This is a genomic window from Rahnella aceris, assembly GCF_011684115.1.
GTDB classification, from domain to species: Bacteria; Pseudomonadota; Gammaproteobacteria; order Enterobacterales; family Enterobacteriaceae; genus Rahnella; species Rahnella aceris.
Genome location: NZ_JAADJV010000002.1, coordinates 182862 through 197339 on the forward strand (window position 1 = coordinate 182862; position 14478 = coordinate 197339).

General features: G+C 52.7%; 14 protein-coding genes. 5 read left to right on the plus strand and 9 right to left on the minus strand.

The features are described from left to right. Positions 1 to 121: 121 nt before the first annotated feature. The 7 genes from srlR to cueO form a co-directional block, all read right to left on the minus strand. Positions 122 to 895, minus strand: a complete 774-nt coding sequence (srlR, locus tag GW591_RS13280; RefSeq protein WP_013576960.1) for a glucitol operon DNA-binding transcriptional repressor SrlR — start codon at positions 893 to 895, stop codon at positions 122 to 124. A gap of 79 nt (positions 896 to 974) precedes the next feature. Further along, positions 975 to 1337, minus strand: coding sequence for a transcriptional regulator GutM (gene gutM / locus GW591_RS13285; RefSeq protein WP_013576961.1), 363 nt, complete (start codon positions 1335 to 1337; stop codon positions 975 to 977). A gap of 69 nt (positions 1338 to 1406) precedes the next feature. Beyond that, entirely contained in the window at positions 1407 to 2186 is a 780-nt protein-coding gene (gene srlD, locus GW591_RS13290; protein WP_013576962.1) for a sorbitol-6-phosphate dehydrogenase, read from the minus strand. Between the two features lie 22 nt (positions 2187 to 2208). Continuing rightward, positions 2209 to 2571 carry a PTS glucitol/sorbitol transporter subunit IIA gene (gene srlB / locus GW591_RS13295; protein WP_013576963.1) on the minus strand — a complete coding sequence of 121 codons (363 nt, stop codon included), beginning with the start codon at positions 2569 to 2571 and terminating at the stop codon, positions 2209 to 2211. A 9-nt stretch (positions 2572 to 2580) separates the two neighbouring features. Then, on the minus strand, positions 2581 to 3570 hold the full coding sequence (gene srlE, locus GW591_RS13300; protein ID WP_166860784.1) for a PTS glucitol/sorbitol transporter subunit IIB: 990 nt from the start codon (positions 3568 to 3570) through the stop codon (positions 2581 to 2583). A gap of 47 nt (positions 3571 to 3617) precedes the next feature. Next, positions 3618 to 4166, minus strand: coding sequence for a PTS glucitol/sorbitol transporter subunit IIC (srlA, locus tag GW591_RS13305; protein ID WP_013576965.1), 549 nt, complete (start codon positions 4164 to 4166; stop codon positions 3618 to 3620). Positions 4167 to 4424: 258 nt separating this feature from the next. Beyond that, complete coding sequence (gene cueO / locus GW591_RS13310; RefSeq protein ID WP_166860786.1) at positions 4425 to 6029, minus strand: multicopper oxidase CueO; 1605 nt, start codon at positions 6027 to 6029, stop codon at positions 4425 to 4427. A 210-nt stretch (positions 6030 to 6239) separates the two neighbouring features. Here cueO and GW591_RS13315 point away from each other — a divergent pair, with 210 nt between their 5' ends. The 5 genes from GW591_RS13315 (at position 6240) to yddG (ending at position 10800) form a co-directional block, all read left to right on the plus strand. Next, a complete protein-coding gene (locus tag GW591_RS13315; protein ID WP_013576967.1) occupies positions 6240 to 6587 on the plus strand; it encodes a YacC family pilotin-like protein in 348 nt (115 codons plus the stop codon). 214 nt (positions 6588 to 6801) lie between these two features. Further along, positions 6802 to 7677 carry a polyamine aminopropyltransferase gene (gene speE, locus GW591_RS13320; RefSeq protein WP_013576968.1) on the plus strand — a complete coding sequence of 292 codons (876 nt, stop codon included), beginning with the start codon at positions 6802 to 6804 and terminating at the stop codon, positions 7675 to 7677. A 28-nt stretch (positions 7678 to 7705) separates the two neighbouring features. Further along, positions 7706 to 8500 (plus strand): adenosylmethionine decarboxylase, encoded by a 795-nt coding sequence (speD, locus tag GW591_RS13325; protein ID WP_013576969.1) that lies wholly within the window; start codon positions 7706 to 7708, stop codon positions 8498 to 8500. A gap of 430 nt (positions 8501 to 8930) precedes the next feature. Continuing rightward, complete coding sequence (locus GW591_RS13330) at positions 8931 to 9806, plus strand: hypothetical protein (RefSeq protein WP_015690452.1); 876 nt, start codon at positions 8931 to 8933, stop codon at positions 9804 to 9806. 103 nt (positions 9807 to 9909) lie between these two features. Then, on the plus strand, positions 9910 to 10800 hold the full coding sequence (yddG, locus tag GW591_RS13335) for an aromatic amino acid DMT transporter YddG (protein ID WP_013576971.1): 891 nt from the start codon (positions 9910 to 9912) through the stop codon (positions 10798 to 10800). Here yddG and yacL read toward each other — a convergent pair. After that, positions 10790 to 11155 carry a protein YacL gene (gene yacL / locus GW591_RS13340; RefSeq protein WP_013576972.1) on the minus strand — a complete coding sequence of 122 codons (366 nt, stop codon included), beginning with the start codon at positions 11153 to 11155 and terminating at the stop codon, positions 10790 to 10792. The two genes, yddG and yacL, sit on opposite strands and share 11 nt — an antisense overlap. Positions 11156 to 11231: 76 nt before the next feature. Beyond that, positions 11232 to 13829, minus strand: coding sequence for a bifunctional aconitate hydratase 2/2-methylisocitrate dehydratase (acnB, locus tag GW591_RS13345; protein ID WP_013576973.1), 2598 nt, complete (start codon positions 13827 to 13829; stop codon positions 11232 to 11234). Positions 13830 to 14478 lie beyond the last annotated feature (649 nt).

Here is a 14478-nt window from a genome sequence, read left to right on the forward strand (position 1 = left end):
CCGATGAGTAGCGCTGGTGTCAGCTTCCTGTGTAACCGGGTCAGCTAAACTTAATCATTAGATACCGCGATATTTTTTATCCCAAAAGCACCATTTTTCAGATACGTAATTCAGTAATGCGTCACTCATCGTCTTCCCCGACCAGAATAATGCGGATCCCCAATTTTTCGATGGCATCGCGGTATTGGCTGCTAAGCCCGCTGTCGGTGATCAGCGTATCGACCTTGCCTAAGTGGCACACAACATTCGGGCTTTTGCGGCCAAATTTTGACGAATCCACCAGCAGGAAAATACGCTCAGCCGCTTTACACATCGCCTGACTGACGCCGTGAACTTCGTTGAATGTGGTAACACCGCCGTCGAGATCGACGCCATCTGCGCCGATAAACAGCTTGTCGAAATTGAATTTATCAAACGCGCTTTCGGCCAGACTGCCGTGGAAGGAGGAGGATTTTTTGCGATAGGTGCCGCCCGGCATCAGGATAGTCTGGTCATTATCCAGTTCCACCAGCGCATTGACGATATGCAGGCTGTTGGTCATGACGGTGATGTTATTAAACTGACTGAGGAAAGGCACCATCTGCATCACGGTGCTGCCCGCATCAAAAATCAGCGAGTCGCCGTCCTGAATTTCCTGAATAGCTGCGCGGGCAATGCGCAATTTTTTTCCGGTATTAATGTGGGTTTTACGGTCGATAGGCTGGTCGCCTTCTTCACGGCTGAGCACCACACCGCCGTAAGTGCGGATTACTGCACCCTCTTCTTCCAGCAGGGTGAGATCTTTGCGGATAGTGGTGCCGGTTGTGGCGAAATGCGCGGCGAGATCGTCCACCGCCGTCTTTCCAAATTGCTGTAAATGCTCCAGTATCGCCGCCTGCCGTTGCTTAGGTTTCATCACGATTTTCGCTCAAATTTTAAGATAAATTCACAGCCATCATTCTTTTTGAAAGATAATAGCTTTTAAAGTGAAAATATCATGATTTCGGTTCAATCGCTAATGATAGTGCAGTTTGAATATTCGGATCTTTCGGGAAGATCACACCTGTCATCAATTGTTCCCGGCTCATGCCATTAAGCGACGTTACCGGCCGGGGGCGGGCGAAAATCGTCAGGCCGCGCAGTAAAAAGCCGTCACAGACTTTTTCCTGTTTATCGAAAGCCAGCGCCAGTACCACTCTCGGTTTGAAACGTCCGCCGGAACGCCCGACGCCCACATTTCCCTGTAAACACAGTCTGTCGAATGCCCGGTTAAAACGCTGTAACTGCCACCAGCCGAGCGCGATTTGTGCCACCCAGGCCAGCACCGCACAGAATATTAATGCCGCAGTCGGGGTCATTATTTTCTCCTTAACATGATGTTGTTAATGACAGAGTAATCCGCCCCTGCATAACAGAGGCGGAGCACATCAGAACATCACCTGTCCGCCGGTGATATTGATCGACTGACCGGTACAATACGAGGCTTTATCGCTGGCATAAAACAGCAGCATATCCAGCACATCCTGATAGTCGCACCCGCGTTTCAGCGGCACTTTATCGATGTAATACTGCTCGACTTCATCGGCCTGAATGCCCAGTTTTTTGGCGTATTGCGGTAATAATGACTGGAACATCGGCGATTTGAGTAAATTGCCCAGCATCAGCGAATGCACGGTAATACCGTACTCCGCCAGATCCAGCGCCAGAGACTGTGTCAGCCCCACGCCGCCGAATTTGGCCGCGCTGTAACCGGCATTATGTTTGCTGCCCACTTTGCCGGATTTGGAGTTGATCTGAATAATGCGTCCCGGAATACGGTCGCGGATCATCAGGCGCGAAAACTCACGGGCGCAAAGGAAATATCCCACCAGATTGACCTGCAACGACAGATCAAAGTCGTTGAGGGCAAAATCCGTGATTGGCGATGCCTTCGCCATCCCTGCGCTGTATACCAGTAAACTGACCCTGCCGAACGTCTGATCCACCGCTTTCGCCAGTTGTTCTACGCTGGCTTCATTGGTGGCATCGACTGCAAATCCGAACGCCCTTTCCTCGCCAAACTGCCGGTTAATCTGCTCTGCCACCGATGCGGCATTCTTCTCATTCAAATCCGCCACCGCCACGCGATAGCCGGATTCAGCCAGCCCCTGACAGAGAAATGCGCCCAGCGTCTGCCCCCCGCCGATCACGACTGCAACCTGTTCCATAACTGACTCCTGACTCTGATAGTTAATCGATAAATTTCAATACGCTGCCCAGCGGAATATCGTCGGGCGTGGTGCCTTTTACATGTACGCTGCCGGGAAACTCAGCCTCGGCACTGCCGTCAAAACGCAGGGTGATATGCCCCAGCTCGCGCAGATTTTGCATCGCCACCTCTCCCACGGCGGTCACCGGATAACGCACATCAGCCAGTTCCATATACGCGCCACGATGCAATTCCCCTTCCATTTTCCCGGGCTGGTGAATGAAGCAATAATCCTGAATATCCGCTGGCGCCCCTTCACGGAAGGTGATCAGCATCTGGTCGGTTAAGGCTTCACGGGCGAAATCGCCGATTTGCGTAATAGTGGTTTGATAAATGGTTTGCACAGTGACTCCTTACTGGTAAATGAAAGCGGAAGCGGCCCAGGCGATAAGTACCGTCGGTGCGCCGGTCAGAAAACGGCTGACCAGCACCGAAGGCACGCCGACGCGCACGGTGTCCTGTTTGGCTTCGGCGAGCGAAAGTCCGACAGGAATGAAATCGCACGCCGCCTGAGCGTTGATGGCGAAAAGTGCAGGCAGCGCCAGATGTGGCGGGATATTGCCCAGCCCGATCTGCACCCCCACCAGCACGCCGATAACCTGCGCGATCACCGCGCCCGGGCCGAGGAAAGGAGAAAGCAACGGGAAGGAACAGATCAGCGCCAGCATCACCAACCCGACGGGGCTTTTCGCCAACGGCGTCAGCCCGTGCGCCACCAGATCACCCAGCCCGGAGGCCATAATGATGCCGATCAGCGCCGCCACGAACGCCATAAATGGCAGGATGGTTTTGAGCACGGTGTCGATGGTGTCGCGCCCGGCCTGGAATAAAACGGCTACGCCGGAGCCCATCCCCATCCCGACTTTCGCCAGCAGGCCGTCGCTTTGTTCGGTAATTTTTTTAGTGGTGTCGTAGTCGCGTCCTGCCGCAGCCGGTGCGGGTTTAGCCGCTGCGCTTACCGGCTCAGCCGCCTCTGCGCTTTCCAGCACGATGTCATGCTCACGGACACCGGAAACATAAATGTCTTCGGTAATAAATTGTGCCAGCGGGCCGGATTTACCGGTCGAATGGATATTAACCGTCGGGATGCGTCGCTTTGGGTAGATGCCGCAGCGCAGCGTGCCGCCACAGTCGATTACCGCCACACCGATTTCCTCTGCCGGTGGCTCACCTTCTTTAAAGCCGTCTACCGTTCCCCAGCCGGTCAGTTCTGCCAGCTTGTCGACAATCGCCGGGCGGGTGCCCGCCGTGATATACATCACTTTTTTGCCGGGTACCGCCTCAATCAGCAACGGACCACCCCAGCCACCTTCACCCCGGTTAATGCGAATCGTAACGCTCATTTTCTGCTCCGCTTTTTAGAATTTGACCTGATTAGAATTGAACCTGATTACAACTGAACCTCACGATCAAGCTGAATGCCCATCTTGCGTTCAAAGATGCGGGTGGTGAGATCCGTTACCCAGCCGCGGAAGAAGTTAGTCACCATACCGACCAGGAAATAACTGACGGCCAGCGGCCCGAGCGGTAATCCCAGCGTGGTCAGTCCGCTGGCAACGCCGAGATACACAAACAGTTCGCCGGGGTTAATATGCGGGAAGAGTCCGTTCATGGAATGGCAGCTGTAGGAGCCTGCGGCGTAATAGCTGGGTTTGTAGATTTCAGGCATAAAACGCCCGAGGCTGAGGGTCATCGGATTGCAGAAAACAAAGGTGCCAATCACCGGTAACAGCAGATAACGTGAAACCGGATTTCCGGCACAACGCTGCGCCAGACGTTCGATCCGCCGCTGTCCGACAAACACGATCAGCGCGTTCATGACGACCAGCAAACTAATTAAGAGAGGCAGAATGCCGGTGACCATGCCGACAAACACCTCTCCCCCTTTTTGAAACAGGCCGATAAACCACTCGGCACCGTGCGTTATTACATCGATCATCATCTTCTCCTGTAGGGATACGTGGGTTTAAGCTTTCATGTTTTGTTACTCCACGCTGAAAATATAATCATATTGAATTTATATTAATTATATATTGATCACATTTTGAAAGTTTAATCTTTCAAATTGAAAGATAGATATTCGAAGGAGTAGCACAGGCAAAGAAAGAAACGGGAGGGAAAGGAAAGACGCGGGCCGGAGGATCGCCCCCGGCCGCTGATTTTTAAGAAATTACAGAAAGGAAAGCAGTAAACCGGATCACGCGGATACCGTAAAGCCGAGCATCATGCCGGTGTCTTCGTGTTCCAGCAGATGACAGTGCGCCATGTAAGCATGTTGTTTATCCGCCAGATGATTAAAGCGCACCAGCACTTCGCTGCGGGCGCCTTCAACGCGCACGATGTCCTTCCAGCCCTGACGATGGGGCGCGACCGGCTGACCGTTTTCAGAAAGAATACGGAACTGTGTGCCGTGGATATGGAAAGGATGCAGCATCATGTCGCCTTCGCCCGAAAGGGTCCATTTCTCATACTGGCCTTGTTTCACATCGAAAGCGGGCAGGTTCATGTCGTAGGCTTTGCCGTTAATTTTGTTGCCCTGCATGAAATCATAACCACCGGACGATTGACTCATGTCCATTCCTGCCATACCGCCATGACCGTCGTGACCGGAACCGGACATACCCGGCATTGCGGCCATCCCGCCCCCGCCGTGATCCATGCTCATGCCGGCCATCGCCTTGTGGCCATAACGTTTCATCAGCGCCGCCATACCCTGCTGATCAAGCTGCGGATCCATCATCAGTTGCAGCCAGCGGGTCGGCAGATTATCCACTGACACCAGCGCCGGAAGCGGCACCAGCGTGTCCGGCAATGAACTGCCGCTTTGGGTCAGCGTCGGCTGAATGCGTAACACCGGCAACGGTTTGTCGAACGGTGCCAGCGTCATGCCCATTTGCTTCACCGGCAGCGTGACCAGATCAAAAGCTTTGCCGTCGCTGCAATCAATCAGCACTTCAAAACGCTCGCCCATCAGCAGCGGCAAATCGCTGACTTTCACCGGCTCAGGCAGGAAACCGCCGTCACTGGCGATGACATACATCGGCCGCTGATCGCTGGTGGCGATGTGCAGCGAGCGTGCATTACAGCCATTGAGTAAACGAAAACGTACCCAGCCACGGGAAATTCCGTGCTGCGGATACACCGCGCCGTTGGTCAGCATGTGTTGCCCGAACCAGCCGGCGGCGGCGGTCATGACGTCCATCTGATAATCGATTTTACCGGCGTCGTTCAGGCGCTTATCCTGCAAAATGACCGGAATATCATCCACGCCCCAGCGTTTTGGGATCTGCAACAGGTCACTGCTTTCATCTTCGATCAGCACCAGCCCGGCGAGCCCCATCGCCACCTGATAACCGCTGGTCTGATGCGGATGCGGGTGGAACCAGCAGGTCGATGCGGGTTGATCAAGTTGCAAACTGACTTTGCGATTCTGGCCGGGTTCGATTAATCCCTGCGGCCCGCCATCCACGTCACCGGGAATTTCCAGCCCGTGCCAGTGAACGGTGCTGGCCACATCCAGCCGGTTATTGATGGTGACGCTGACCGGTTTCCCACGACGGATACGCAGCGCGGGGCCGAGAAGATTACCGTTTACGCCCCAGGTTTCAGTGTTCACGCCAGGCAGAAACTGGCTCTGCCCGCGCTGTAATGTGAGCGTAATGGCGCTGCGGATATCCGGTTCGAGTAACGCCGGGATGGGCAATGCCGGGCGGTCAGCGGCGAGCGCGAAGCGGCTCCAGCCGGGCAGCATACTGGCGGCGCCCATCAGGGTCGTCCACTTCACGAAATCGCGTCGGTTCATTTTTCGGTCCTTTTGAAGGGTGATAACCAGACAGATGGCGCAGGCGTGCCATAATAGTACGACAGCCTATCCCTTCCCCTAAGGGGAAGGTCAAGCGGTTCAGCGGTAAAAGAAATTTGGTGCCGCTCAGTGCAAATATGGTAACGTCCTTTTAACTGCCTGTGAGCCAAGTCCTTCTGACTTTCAATCTACAAGAACAAGAACACACCCATGAAAAAAACAACACTGTGTTTGTTATTACTGTCGCTGCTCGGTTTCTCCTCCGCCAGTCAGGCGCTGAGTGAATCAGAAGCGGAAGATCTGGCGGATCTGACGGCAGTCTTCGTTTATCTGAAAAATAACTGCGGTTACGAACAACTGCCGAACACCCAAATCAAACGGGCTATCGTGTTTTTCGCCCAGCAAAATCGCTGGGACCTGAGCAATTACAACAGCTTTAACATGCAGTCGATGGGCGAAGAAAGCTACCGTGATCTGAGTGGGATCGCCGTGCCTAAACCGACAAAATGTAAGTCTCTGGCCCGCGACTCGCTGAGTTTACTGGCCTACACCAACTGAATTCTGTCAGCCGTTTTTCAGCCGTGTGCTCCGTCATTCTGATGCCGGAGCCTGTTTGCTTTCCTCCCTGTCCCCCGATTTTTCGCACCACGCCTGCCTCGTCTACACTTAATCTACATTCACCTGTCTGAAATTCAACCGTGCATGGACAGGCAGAGTTAGCTATCATGTGCGCCCATTTTTATGGCTGCGATTGATCAGGAGAAACAACGACATGTCCCGGAACTCGTCATCCAAAGAAATATGGTATGAGACGCTGCACGCCCATTTTGGCCAGTACTTCAGCGTCGATAAAGAGTTATACCGTGAGAAAACCGATCATCAGGATCTGGTGATTTTCGAGAATGCGGCGCTGGGTCGCGTCATGGCGCTCGACGGCGTGGTGCAAACCACCGAGCGTGATGAATTCATTTACCACGAAATGCTGACCCACGTCCCGTTGTTCGCCCACGGCAGCGCCCGCAAGGTGCTGATCATTGGTGGCGGCGACGGCGCAATGCTGCGCGAAGTGTCTCGCCACAAAGGCGTGGAGTCGATCACGATGGTGGAAATTGATGCCGGCGTGGTGGAGTTTTGCCGCCAGTATCTGCCCAACCATAATGCCGGTTCTTATGACGATCCGCGTTTCAAACTGGTGATCGACGACGGCGTGAACTTCGTTAATCAGACCACTGAAACCTTCGACGTGATCATCTCCGACTGCACCGATCCCATCGGTCCCGGAGAAAGCCTGTTTACGTCGGCATTCTACGAAGGCTGTGCCCGTTGCCTCAATCCAGGCGGCATTTTCGTGGCACAAAATGGCGTGTGCTTCCTCCAGCAGGATGAAGCGGTGAACAGCCACACCAAACTGAGCCACTATTTCAGTGATGTCAGTTTCTATCAGGCCGCGATCCCGACCTATTACGGCGGCATCATGACCTTTGCCTGGGCGACCAACAGCCCGGAATATCGCCAGATTGACAGCAAAACCTTGCAGGCGCGTTTCGACGCCGCAGACATAACTTGCCGTTATTACAATCCGGCGATTCATCACGGCAGCTTTGCCCTGCCGCAATATTTACTGAATGCCCTGTCAGCCGCACGCTGATACAGCATCCATAAGGGGGTGAACTAAATTGCAAAAGCTGAAACTGCATGGCTTCAACAACCTGACCAAAAGCCTGAGTTTTTGTATCTACGATATCTGCTACGCCAAAACCGCAGACGATCGTGATGGCTACATTGCCTACATTGACAAAGAATATAACGCCAACCGTTTGACGGAAATTCTCACCGAAACCTGCTCCATTATCGGTGCCAATATCCTCAACGTGGCGCGACAGGATTACGAACCACAGGGCGCCAGCGTGACGATTTTAGTGAGCGAAGAGCCGATGGACCCGCGTGATGTCGATACCACCGAGCATCCGGGCCCGTTGCCGAATTCCGTGGTCGCGCATCTGGATAAAAGCCATATCTGTGTGCATACCTATCCGGAAAGCCATCCCGAAGGCGGGCTGTGTACCTTCCGCGCTGACATTGAAGTCTCGACCTGTGGCGTGATTTCGCCGCTGAAAGCGCTGAACTATCTGATTCATCAGCTTGAATCCGACATCGTCACCATCGATTACCGTGTCCGGGGTTTCACCCGCGACGTGAACGGTGTTAAACACTACATCGACCATTCCATCAATTCGATTCAGAACTTCATGTCGCAGGATATGAAAGCACTGTACGACATGATGGACGTCAACGTGTATCAGGAAAACATCTTCCATACCAAGATGTTACTGAAAGAGTTCGATCTCAAACATTACTTGTTTAATGCCAAACCGGATGAACTGAGCGCGCAAGAGCGTAAAGAAATCACCGATTTGCTCTACAAGGAAATGCAGGAAATCTATTACGGCCGCAATCTGCCGTCAGTCTGATCAGAGCTGAATAAAGGAAAGGCCGGGCATTTTTGAAATGTCCGGCCTTTCTTTTGTATAGACAAATTCTGATATTGAATATTCCCCCGCCTGAAACTCAATAAGCATTACTTAAGTAAAATATATTTACATGGATGAATACCCGCTATACTCCTTAAGACAAATTAATATCAAAACAGTCATTAAATCTTTATTTAAGCTAAATTTAACGATGAAGGATCTGATATTTAAGCCAAATTACAGAAATAATATACAGATATTAAGTCAAACAAAATTGTTATATAACCAATAATTTAGCTTATGACAGATCAAAAGATCGCTTTTTTACTAAAAGCAGATAAATAACTTTAATTATCCCCCTCCTGACATTAGCATCCCCTTATTGCTTACTAAGCAACCAGCTCCATCCACCCGTAAGTAGAAATAAAACATGAAAATGATTAAATTAAAGACCGTATCCAGCTTGCTGGTCGCGAGTTCTTTATTGGTTTCCGGGGTTTCCCGGGCCGGGGAAAGTTTGTTGAGCAGCAATACCGAAGGGATGCGGCACTATGTGAGTTATGGTGCTGAATATTATAAGTGGGACGAATCCGTCAGTAATATGGACGGTAAATATGTTGCTGAACATGGCCCGCGCCTGCGCGTTAATTTCGGATCCAATAACTATCTCGATACCCAAAGCGGCTTATTAAAAGCCTGGGACATGAGCGTGATGTTCGGGATCGTCCGTTATAAAGGCAGTACGCTGGACGATCAGGCCAACGTGCCGAACGGCTCGCTGAAGGGCAAAACCTATTACACCGGCTACAGCGCGGACATGACCCGTGGCTACCGTTACCGGGCATCCGACAGTGTGTCTTTCGATATGAAAGGCGCTGTCGGCGGCCAGGCGTGGGTGCGAAATATCCGCTCTGACGATGTGTATATTGCCTCACAAAACACCACCCGGCAGTACACCGCCGTTGAAGTGTCTTTGCAGCCTTACGCCAAAGCGTCACTGGGGGCGAACTGGCAAATGACCGCAGATTCACGTCTGAGTCTGGAAGGCGGTGCGCTGTATCCGATTAAAACCTGGACGCACAGCAATCAGGGAGGGGTCTGGCTGGAGCCGAAATCCAGGCTTTCGCCATTTACCAGCCTGACCTGGAATATCAACAAAGATGTTTTTGTGAAAGCCAGTTATGTGCATCAGAAATACGGCAAGTCGGACGAGAAACAGGGTGATCTGAACGGACGCACCGTTGGCTATTATCAGCCCGCGACCACCACTTCCACCGTGGGTCTGGAAGCCGGTTTCTACTTCTGATGATTTCAGACAATAAGCGCCTCTCAAGCGGATTGTTCCGGTGTAAATAACCGGAACAATCGCTTATCTTAAAAGTCTCCTTTTCCAGAGGCTTACCTTTCTTATGGATCGTTTTGCAACACTGTCTGGCGTTCTCGCCATTTTATTGTGGAGCATGAGCGTGGCGCTCACCCGCAGTTTGTCCGAATCTCTGGGGCCTTTTGGTGCGGCCGCCTCTATTTATACTGTCAGCGGAATTTTAGTCTGGATGGTTGGCGGCAAACCGTCACTGCGTGGTGAATCTGCTGCATATCTGATCATCTGCGGTCTGCTGTTTATCTTTTATATGGTGGCATTTTCACTGGCGATCGGTCTGGCGCATACCCGTCAGCAAACGCTGGAACTCGGGCTGGTGAATTATCTCTGGCCCAGTCTGACATTGCTGTTTGCGGTTCCGCTGCTGAAATTACGCGTTCGCTGGTGGATCTGGCCGGGCGCGGTGCTGGCATTTGCGGGAGTGCTGTGGGCAATCAGCGGCGGTCACGGGCTGGATATTCACCAGATGATGCGCAATGTGCGCGGCAACCCGGTGGCCTACGGTCTGGCGCTGGGCGCGGCCGTGTCGTGGGCACTGTATTCCAATCTGGTCCGCGTATTGTGTAAAGGCAAAGGCGTGCTGCCGTTGTTTCTGCTGGCAACCGGCGGCGTATTGTGGGCGCTTTACTTCACGTATTCCTCCAGCCGTATCAGCCTGACATTACCTGCCATTCTCGAATTACTGGCGATGGGCGCGGTGACCGCAGTGTCGTATCAGTGCTGGGATATTGCGATGAAAAAAGGCAATGCGACACTGGTGGCCGCGCTGTCATATTTCACGCCGCTGTCATCGATTCTGATTGCCGGATTGTGGCTGCATACGTTGCCAGGCGCCAGTTTCTGGCCGGGCGTGCTGATGGTGGTCGGCGGTTCGCTGCTGTGCTGGACCGCCTCGCGGGGCAAGTCACTCAGCGGTTAGTCATCACGAAAGAACGGTATTTGGCGAGGACTTGCAGAAAGTCCTCGACGCCGCAAAACGCCAGACTCTCCTCGTCGTAATAACTCATCCCTTCTTCAATCTCATCGCCGTCGAAATCCAGCTGATTGGCACGGATCATCACTTCATCGTCGGCTAACAGCAGCGTGTATTCATGGCCGGCCATCTGCGTCTGCCGTTCGCTGCCCTTCAGATCGCTCAATGCCGCTTCGACGTTATCGAGCACGCTCAGGTCGCCCTTCACTTCTTCATTCAGCCAGTGACCAAGCACTTCATGGCCCATTGAAAAACGCACTTTGACCTCACCGGTGATGTCGCGCAAAAAATCGTAATCCATGGTGCAGTCCTCTGAAAAAATCACAATAAAAAAGGGAGCCGAAGCTCCCTTTCAACACTGGCGCAAATATAACGAGTTAGACTGCGGTTTGGAAGATCACGCCGTCAGCTTTATCGGTATATTCACTCAGCTTGTCGAAGTTCAGATAACGGTAAGTATCCACTGCGGTCTTATCCACTTCCGCCATATAACCCAGATATTCTTCCGGCGTTGGCAGACGGCCCAGCAGTGAGGCGATCGCCGCCAGTTCCGCCGAAGCCAGATAGACGTTAGCGCCGTTGCCCAAACGGTTCGGGAAGTTACGGGTAGAGGTGGAAACGACGGTAGAGCCGTCCGCCACACGCGCCTGGTTACCCATGCACAGTGAACAGCCCGGAATCTCAACACGCGCACCGCTCTTACCAAAGACGCTGTAATAGCCCTCTTCGGTCAGCTGAGCCGCATCCATTTTGGTCGGTGGCGCAACCCACAAGCGGGTTGGCAACGCGCCTTTATGGCTGTCGAGCAGTTTACCCGCCGCACGGAAGTGACCGATGTTGGTCATGCACGAACCGATAAAGACTTCATCGATTTTGCTGTTCTGTACGGAAGACAGCAGACGCGCATCATCCGGATCGTTTGGCGCACAAAGAATTGGCTCTTTGATCTCGGCCAGATCGATTTCGATCACTGCCGCGTATTCAGCATCCGCATCGGCTTCGAGCAGGGTCGGATTCGCCAGCCACTCTTCCATGCCTTTGATACGACGCTCGATGGTACGACGATCGCCGTAACCTTCAGAGATCATCCACTTCAGCAGAACGATGTTAGAGCTGAGGTATTCTTTGATCGGCGCCTGATCCAGTTTGATCGTACAACCTGCCGCTGAACGTTCTGCGGACGCATCCGCCAGTTCAAACGCCTGTTCGACTTTCAGTTCCGGCAAGCCTTCGATTTCCAGAATACGGCCAGAGAAGAGGTTTTTCTTGCCCTTCTTCTCGACGGTCAGATGACCTTCTTTGATCGCGTAGTAAGGGATCGCATGCACCAGGTCACGCAAAGTGATGCCCGGTTGCATTTTGCCTTTGAAACGCACCAGAACGGATTCCGGCATATCAAGAGGCATCACGCCGGTCGCTGCCGCAAAGGCCACCAGACCGGAACCCGCCGGGAACGAAATCCCGATCGGGAAACGGGTATGGGAGTCACCGCCGGTGCCGACAGTGTCCGGCAGCAGCATACGGTTCAGCCAGGAGTGAATGATGCCATCACCAGGGCGCAGTGAAACACCGCCACGGTTCATGATGAAATCAGGCAGCGTATGGTGGGTGGTCACGTCAACCGGCTTAGGATAAGCAGCGGTATGACAGAATGACTGCATCACCAGATCGGCAGAGAAGCCCAGACACGCGAGGTCTTTCAGTTCATCACGGGTCATCGGACCGGTGGTGTCCTGAGAACCCACGGACGTCATTTTGGGTTCGCAATATTCGTTCGGACGAACACCGGCAACGCCACAGGCGCGCCCCACCATTTTCTGCGCCAGCGAGAAACCTTTGTTGCTTGCAGCGACAGGTTTCGCAATGCGGAACACTTCGCTCTGCGGCAATTTCAGGGATTCACGGGCTTTGGTGGTTAAACCACGGCCGATGATCAATGGAATACGGCCGCCTGCGCGCACTTCATCGAGCAGGACATCGGTTTTCAGTTCGAAAGTCGCGAGCACTTCGTCGGTTTCGTGATTCCGCACTTCACCTTTATACGGATAGATGTCGATAACATCGCCCATATTCAGGTTGGACACGTCCACTTCGATCGGTAAGGCACCGGCATCTTCCATGGTGTTGAAGAAGATTGGCGCGATTTTACCGCCGAGTACCACACCGCCGCCGCGTTTGTTTGGCACATGAGGAATGTCATCACCCATGAACCACAGCACGGAGTTAGTGGCCGATTTACGCGAAGAACCGGTACCGACAACGTCACCCACGTAAGCCAGCGGGAAACCTTTTTTGTTCAGTTCTTCGATTTGTTTGATCGGACCGACGCTGCCCGGTTGATCCGGATGAATGCCTTCGCGTTCATTTTTCAGCATTGCCAGCGCATGCAGAGGAATATCTGGACGGGACCAGGCATCCGGAGCTGGTGACAAATCATCGGTATTGGTTTCACCCGTCACTTTAAACACAGTGACGGTGATTTTCTCAGCCAGTTGCGGACGTGACAGATACCATTCGGCATCCGCCCATGACTGGAGGATTTTTTTCGCGTGTTCGTTGCCCGCGTGTGCTTTTTCTTCCACATCGTAGAAGTTATCAAACATCAGCAGCGTGTGAGACAGCGCTTTCGCGGCAATGGGTGCCAGCGTTTCGTTATCCAGTGCATCGATCAGCGGGTGAATGTTATAACCGCCCTGCATGGTGCCCAGCAGTTCAACGGCTTTTTCAGGAGTGACCAACGGAGAGGTAGTTTCGCCTTTGGCGACTGCAGCCAGGAATCCGGCTTTAACATAGGCGGCTTCGTCGACGCCCGGTGGAACACGGTTAATCAGCAGGTCTAACAGAGTGTCTTCTTCGCCTTGTGGCGGATTCTTCAGGGACTCAACCAACGCTGCCATCTGTGAAGCATCAAGTGGCTTAGGGACGATGCCCTCTGCAGCACGCTCGGCTACGTGCTTACGGTATTCTTCTAGCACGACTTTCTCCTCGCTCTCATTGTCATTTATTATGCCTGGCTTCCATCATCAGCCTCGCGTCATGCCTGTAGGGACAGGGGAATTCAAACGGTCTGATGATTCGGGGACACTGCGGGTATGATTGTTTCTTTGTCGGTTTACGACACATCCTGAACCTGAGCACAGTGCCCTTTAGCGCCCGGGCAGCATAGCAGGATTTTGCCCGCTTGTTAATTCGTTCACATAAAAGCAACATTAAATCTTTGCTGAATCGTTGAGCACAGACGGATCGGCTGTTCATCCCAATTCGCCTTCTAGATCATCACAACAACCCTGATCACACAAGGGAATAAACGGCGGGAAATGCAGAAAAAAGACACAAAAAAACCGCCCCAAAGGACAGCCGGTTTGTATCTTCGAAGTGCTGGCAGGTCAGTGCTTCCTGAACAGAAAGTGAGTGAAAAACAATCTTATAACCCCCGGACTCATCTTGGGCTCGCAAAACACAACATTGGCAGGAAATACTTATTGCTCGGGAAAAACGATTTTGCTCTATTTTTGTACATTGAATTATTTGCCCTCATTCCAAAGCAGCCCGCAGTATGATTTTGATGATAAATAGTCTGAAACCGACACTCAGTGCGGACACGCCGGGAGGTCATCGTACATA

Bases quoted from the DNA above. Each gene is read 5' to 3' on its own strand.
- srlR (WP_013576960.1), bottom strand. From the start codon at position 895: ATGAAACCTAAGCAACGGCAGGCGGCGATACTGGAGCATTTACAGCAA.
- gutM (WP_013576961.1), bottom strand. From the start codon at position 1,337: ATGACCCCGACTGCGGCATTAATATTCTGTGCGGTGCTGGCCTGGGTG.
- srlD (WP_013576962.1), bottom strand. From the start codon at position 2,186: ATGGAACAGGTTGCAGTCGTGATCGGCGGGGGGCAGACGCTGGGCGCA.
- srlE (WP_166860784.1), bottom strand. From the start codon at position 3,570: ATGAGCGTTACGATTCGCATTAACCGGGGTGAAGGTGGCTGGGGTGGT.
- srlA (WP_013576965.1), bottom strand. From the start codon at position 4,166: ATGATCGATGTAATAACGCACGGTGCCGAGTGGTTTATCGGCCTGTTT.
- cueO (WP_166860786.1), bottom strand. From the start codon at position 6,029: ATGAACCGACGCGATTTCGTGAAGTGGACGACCCTGATGGGCGCCGCC.
- GW591_RS13315 (WP_013576967.1), top strand. From the start codon at position 6,240: ATGAAAAAAACAACACTGTGTTTGTTATTACTGTCGCTGCTCGGTTTC.
- speE (WP_013576968.1), top strand. From the start codon at position 6,802: ATGTCCCGGAACTCGTCATCCAAAGAAATATGGTATGAGACGCTGCAC.
- GW591_RS13330 (WP_015690452.1), top strand. From the start codon at position 8,931: ATGAAAATGATTAAATTAAAGACCGTATCCAGCTTGCTGGTCGCGAGT.
- yddG (WP_013576971.1), top strand. From the start codon at position 9,910: ATGGATCGTTTTGCAACACTGTCTGGCGTTCTCGCCATTTTATTGTGG.
- yacL (WP_013576972.1), bottom strand. From the start codon at position 11,155: ATGGATTACGATTTTTTGCGCGACATCACCGGTGAGGTCAAAGTGCGT.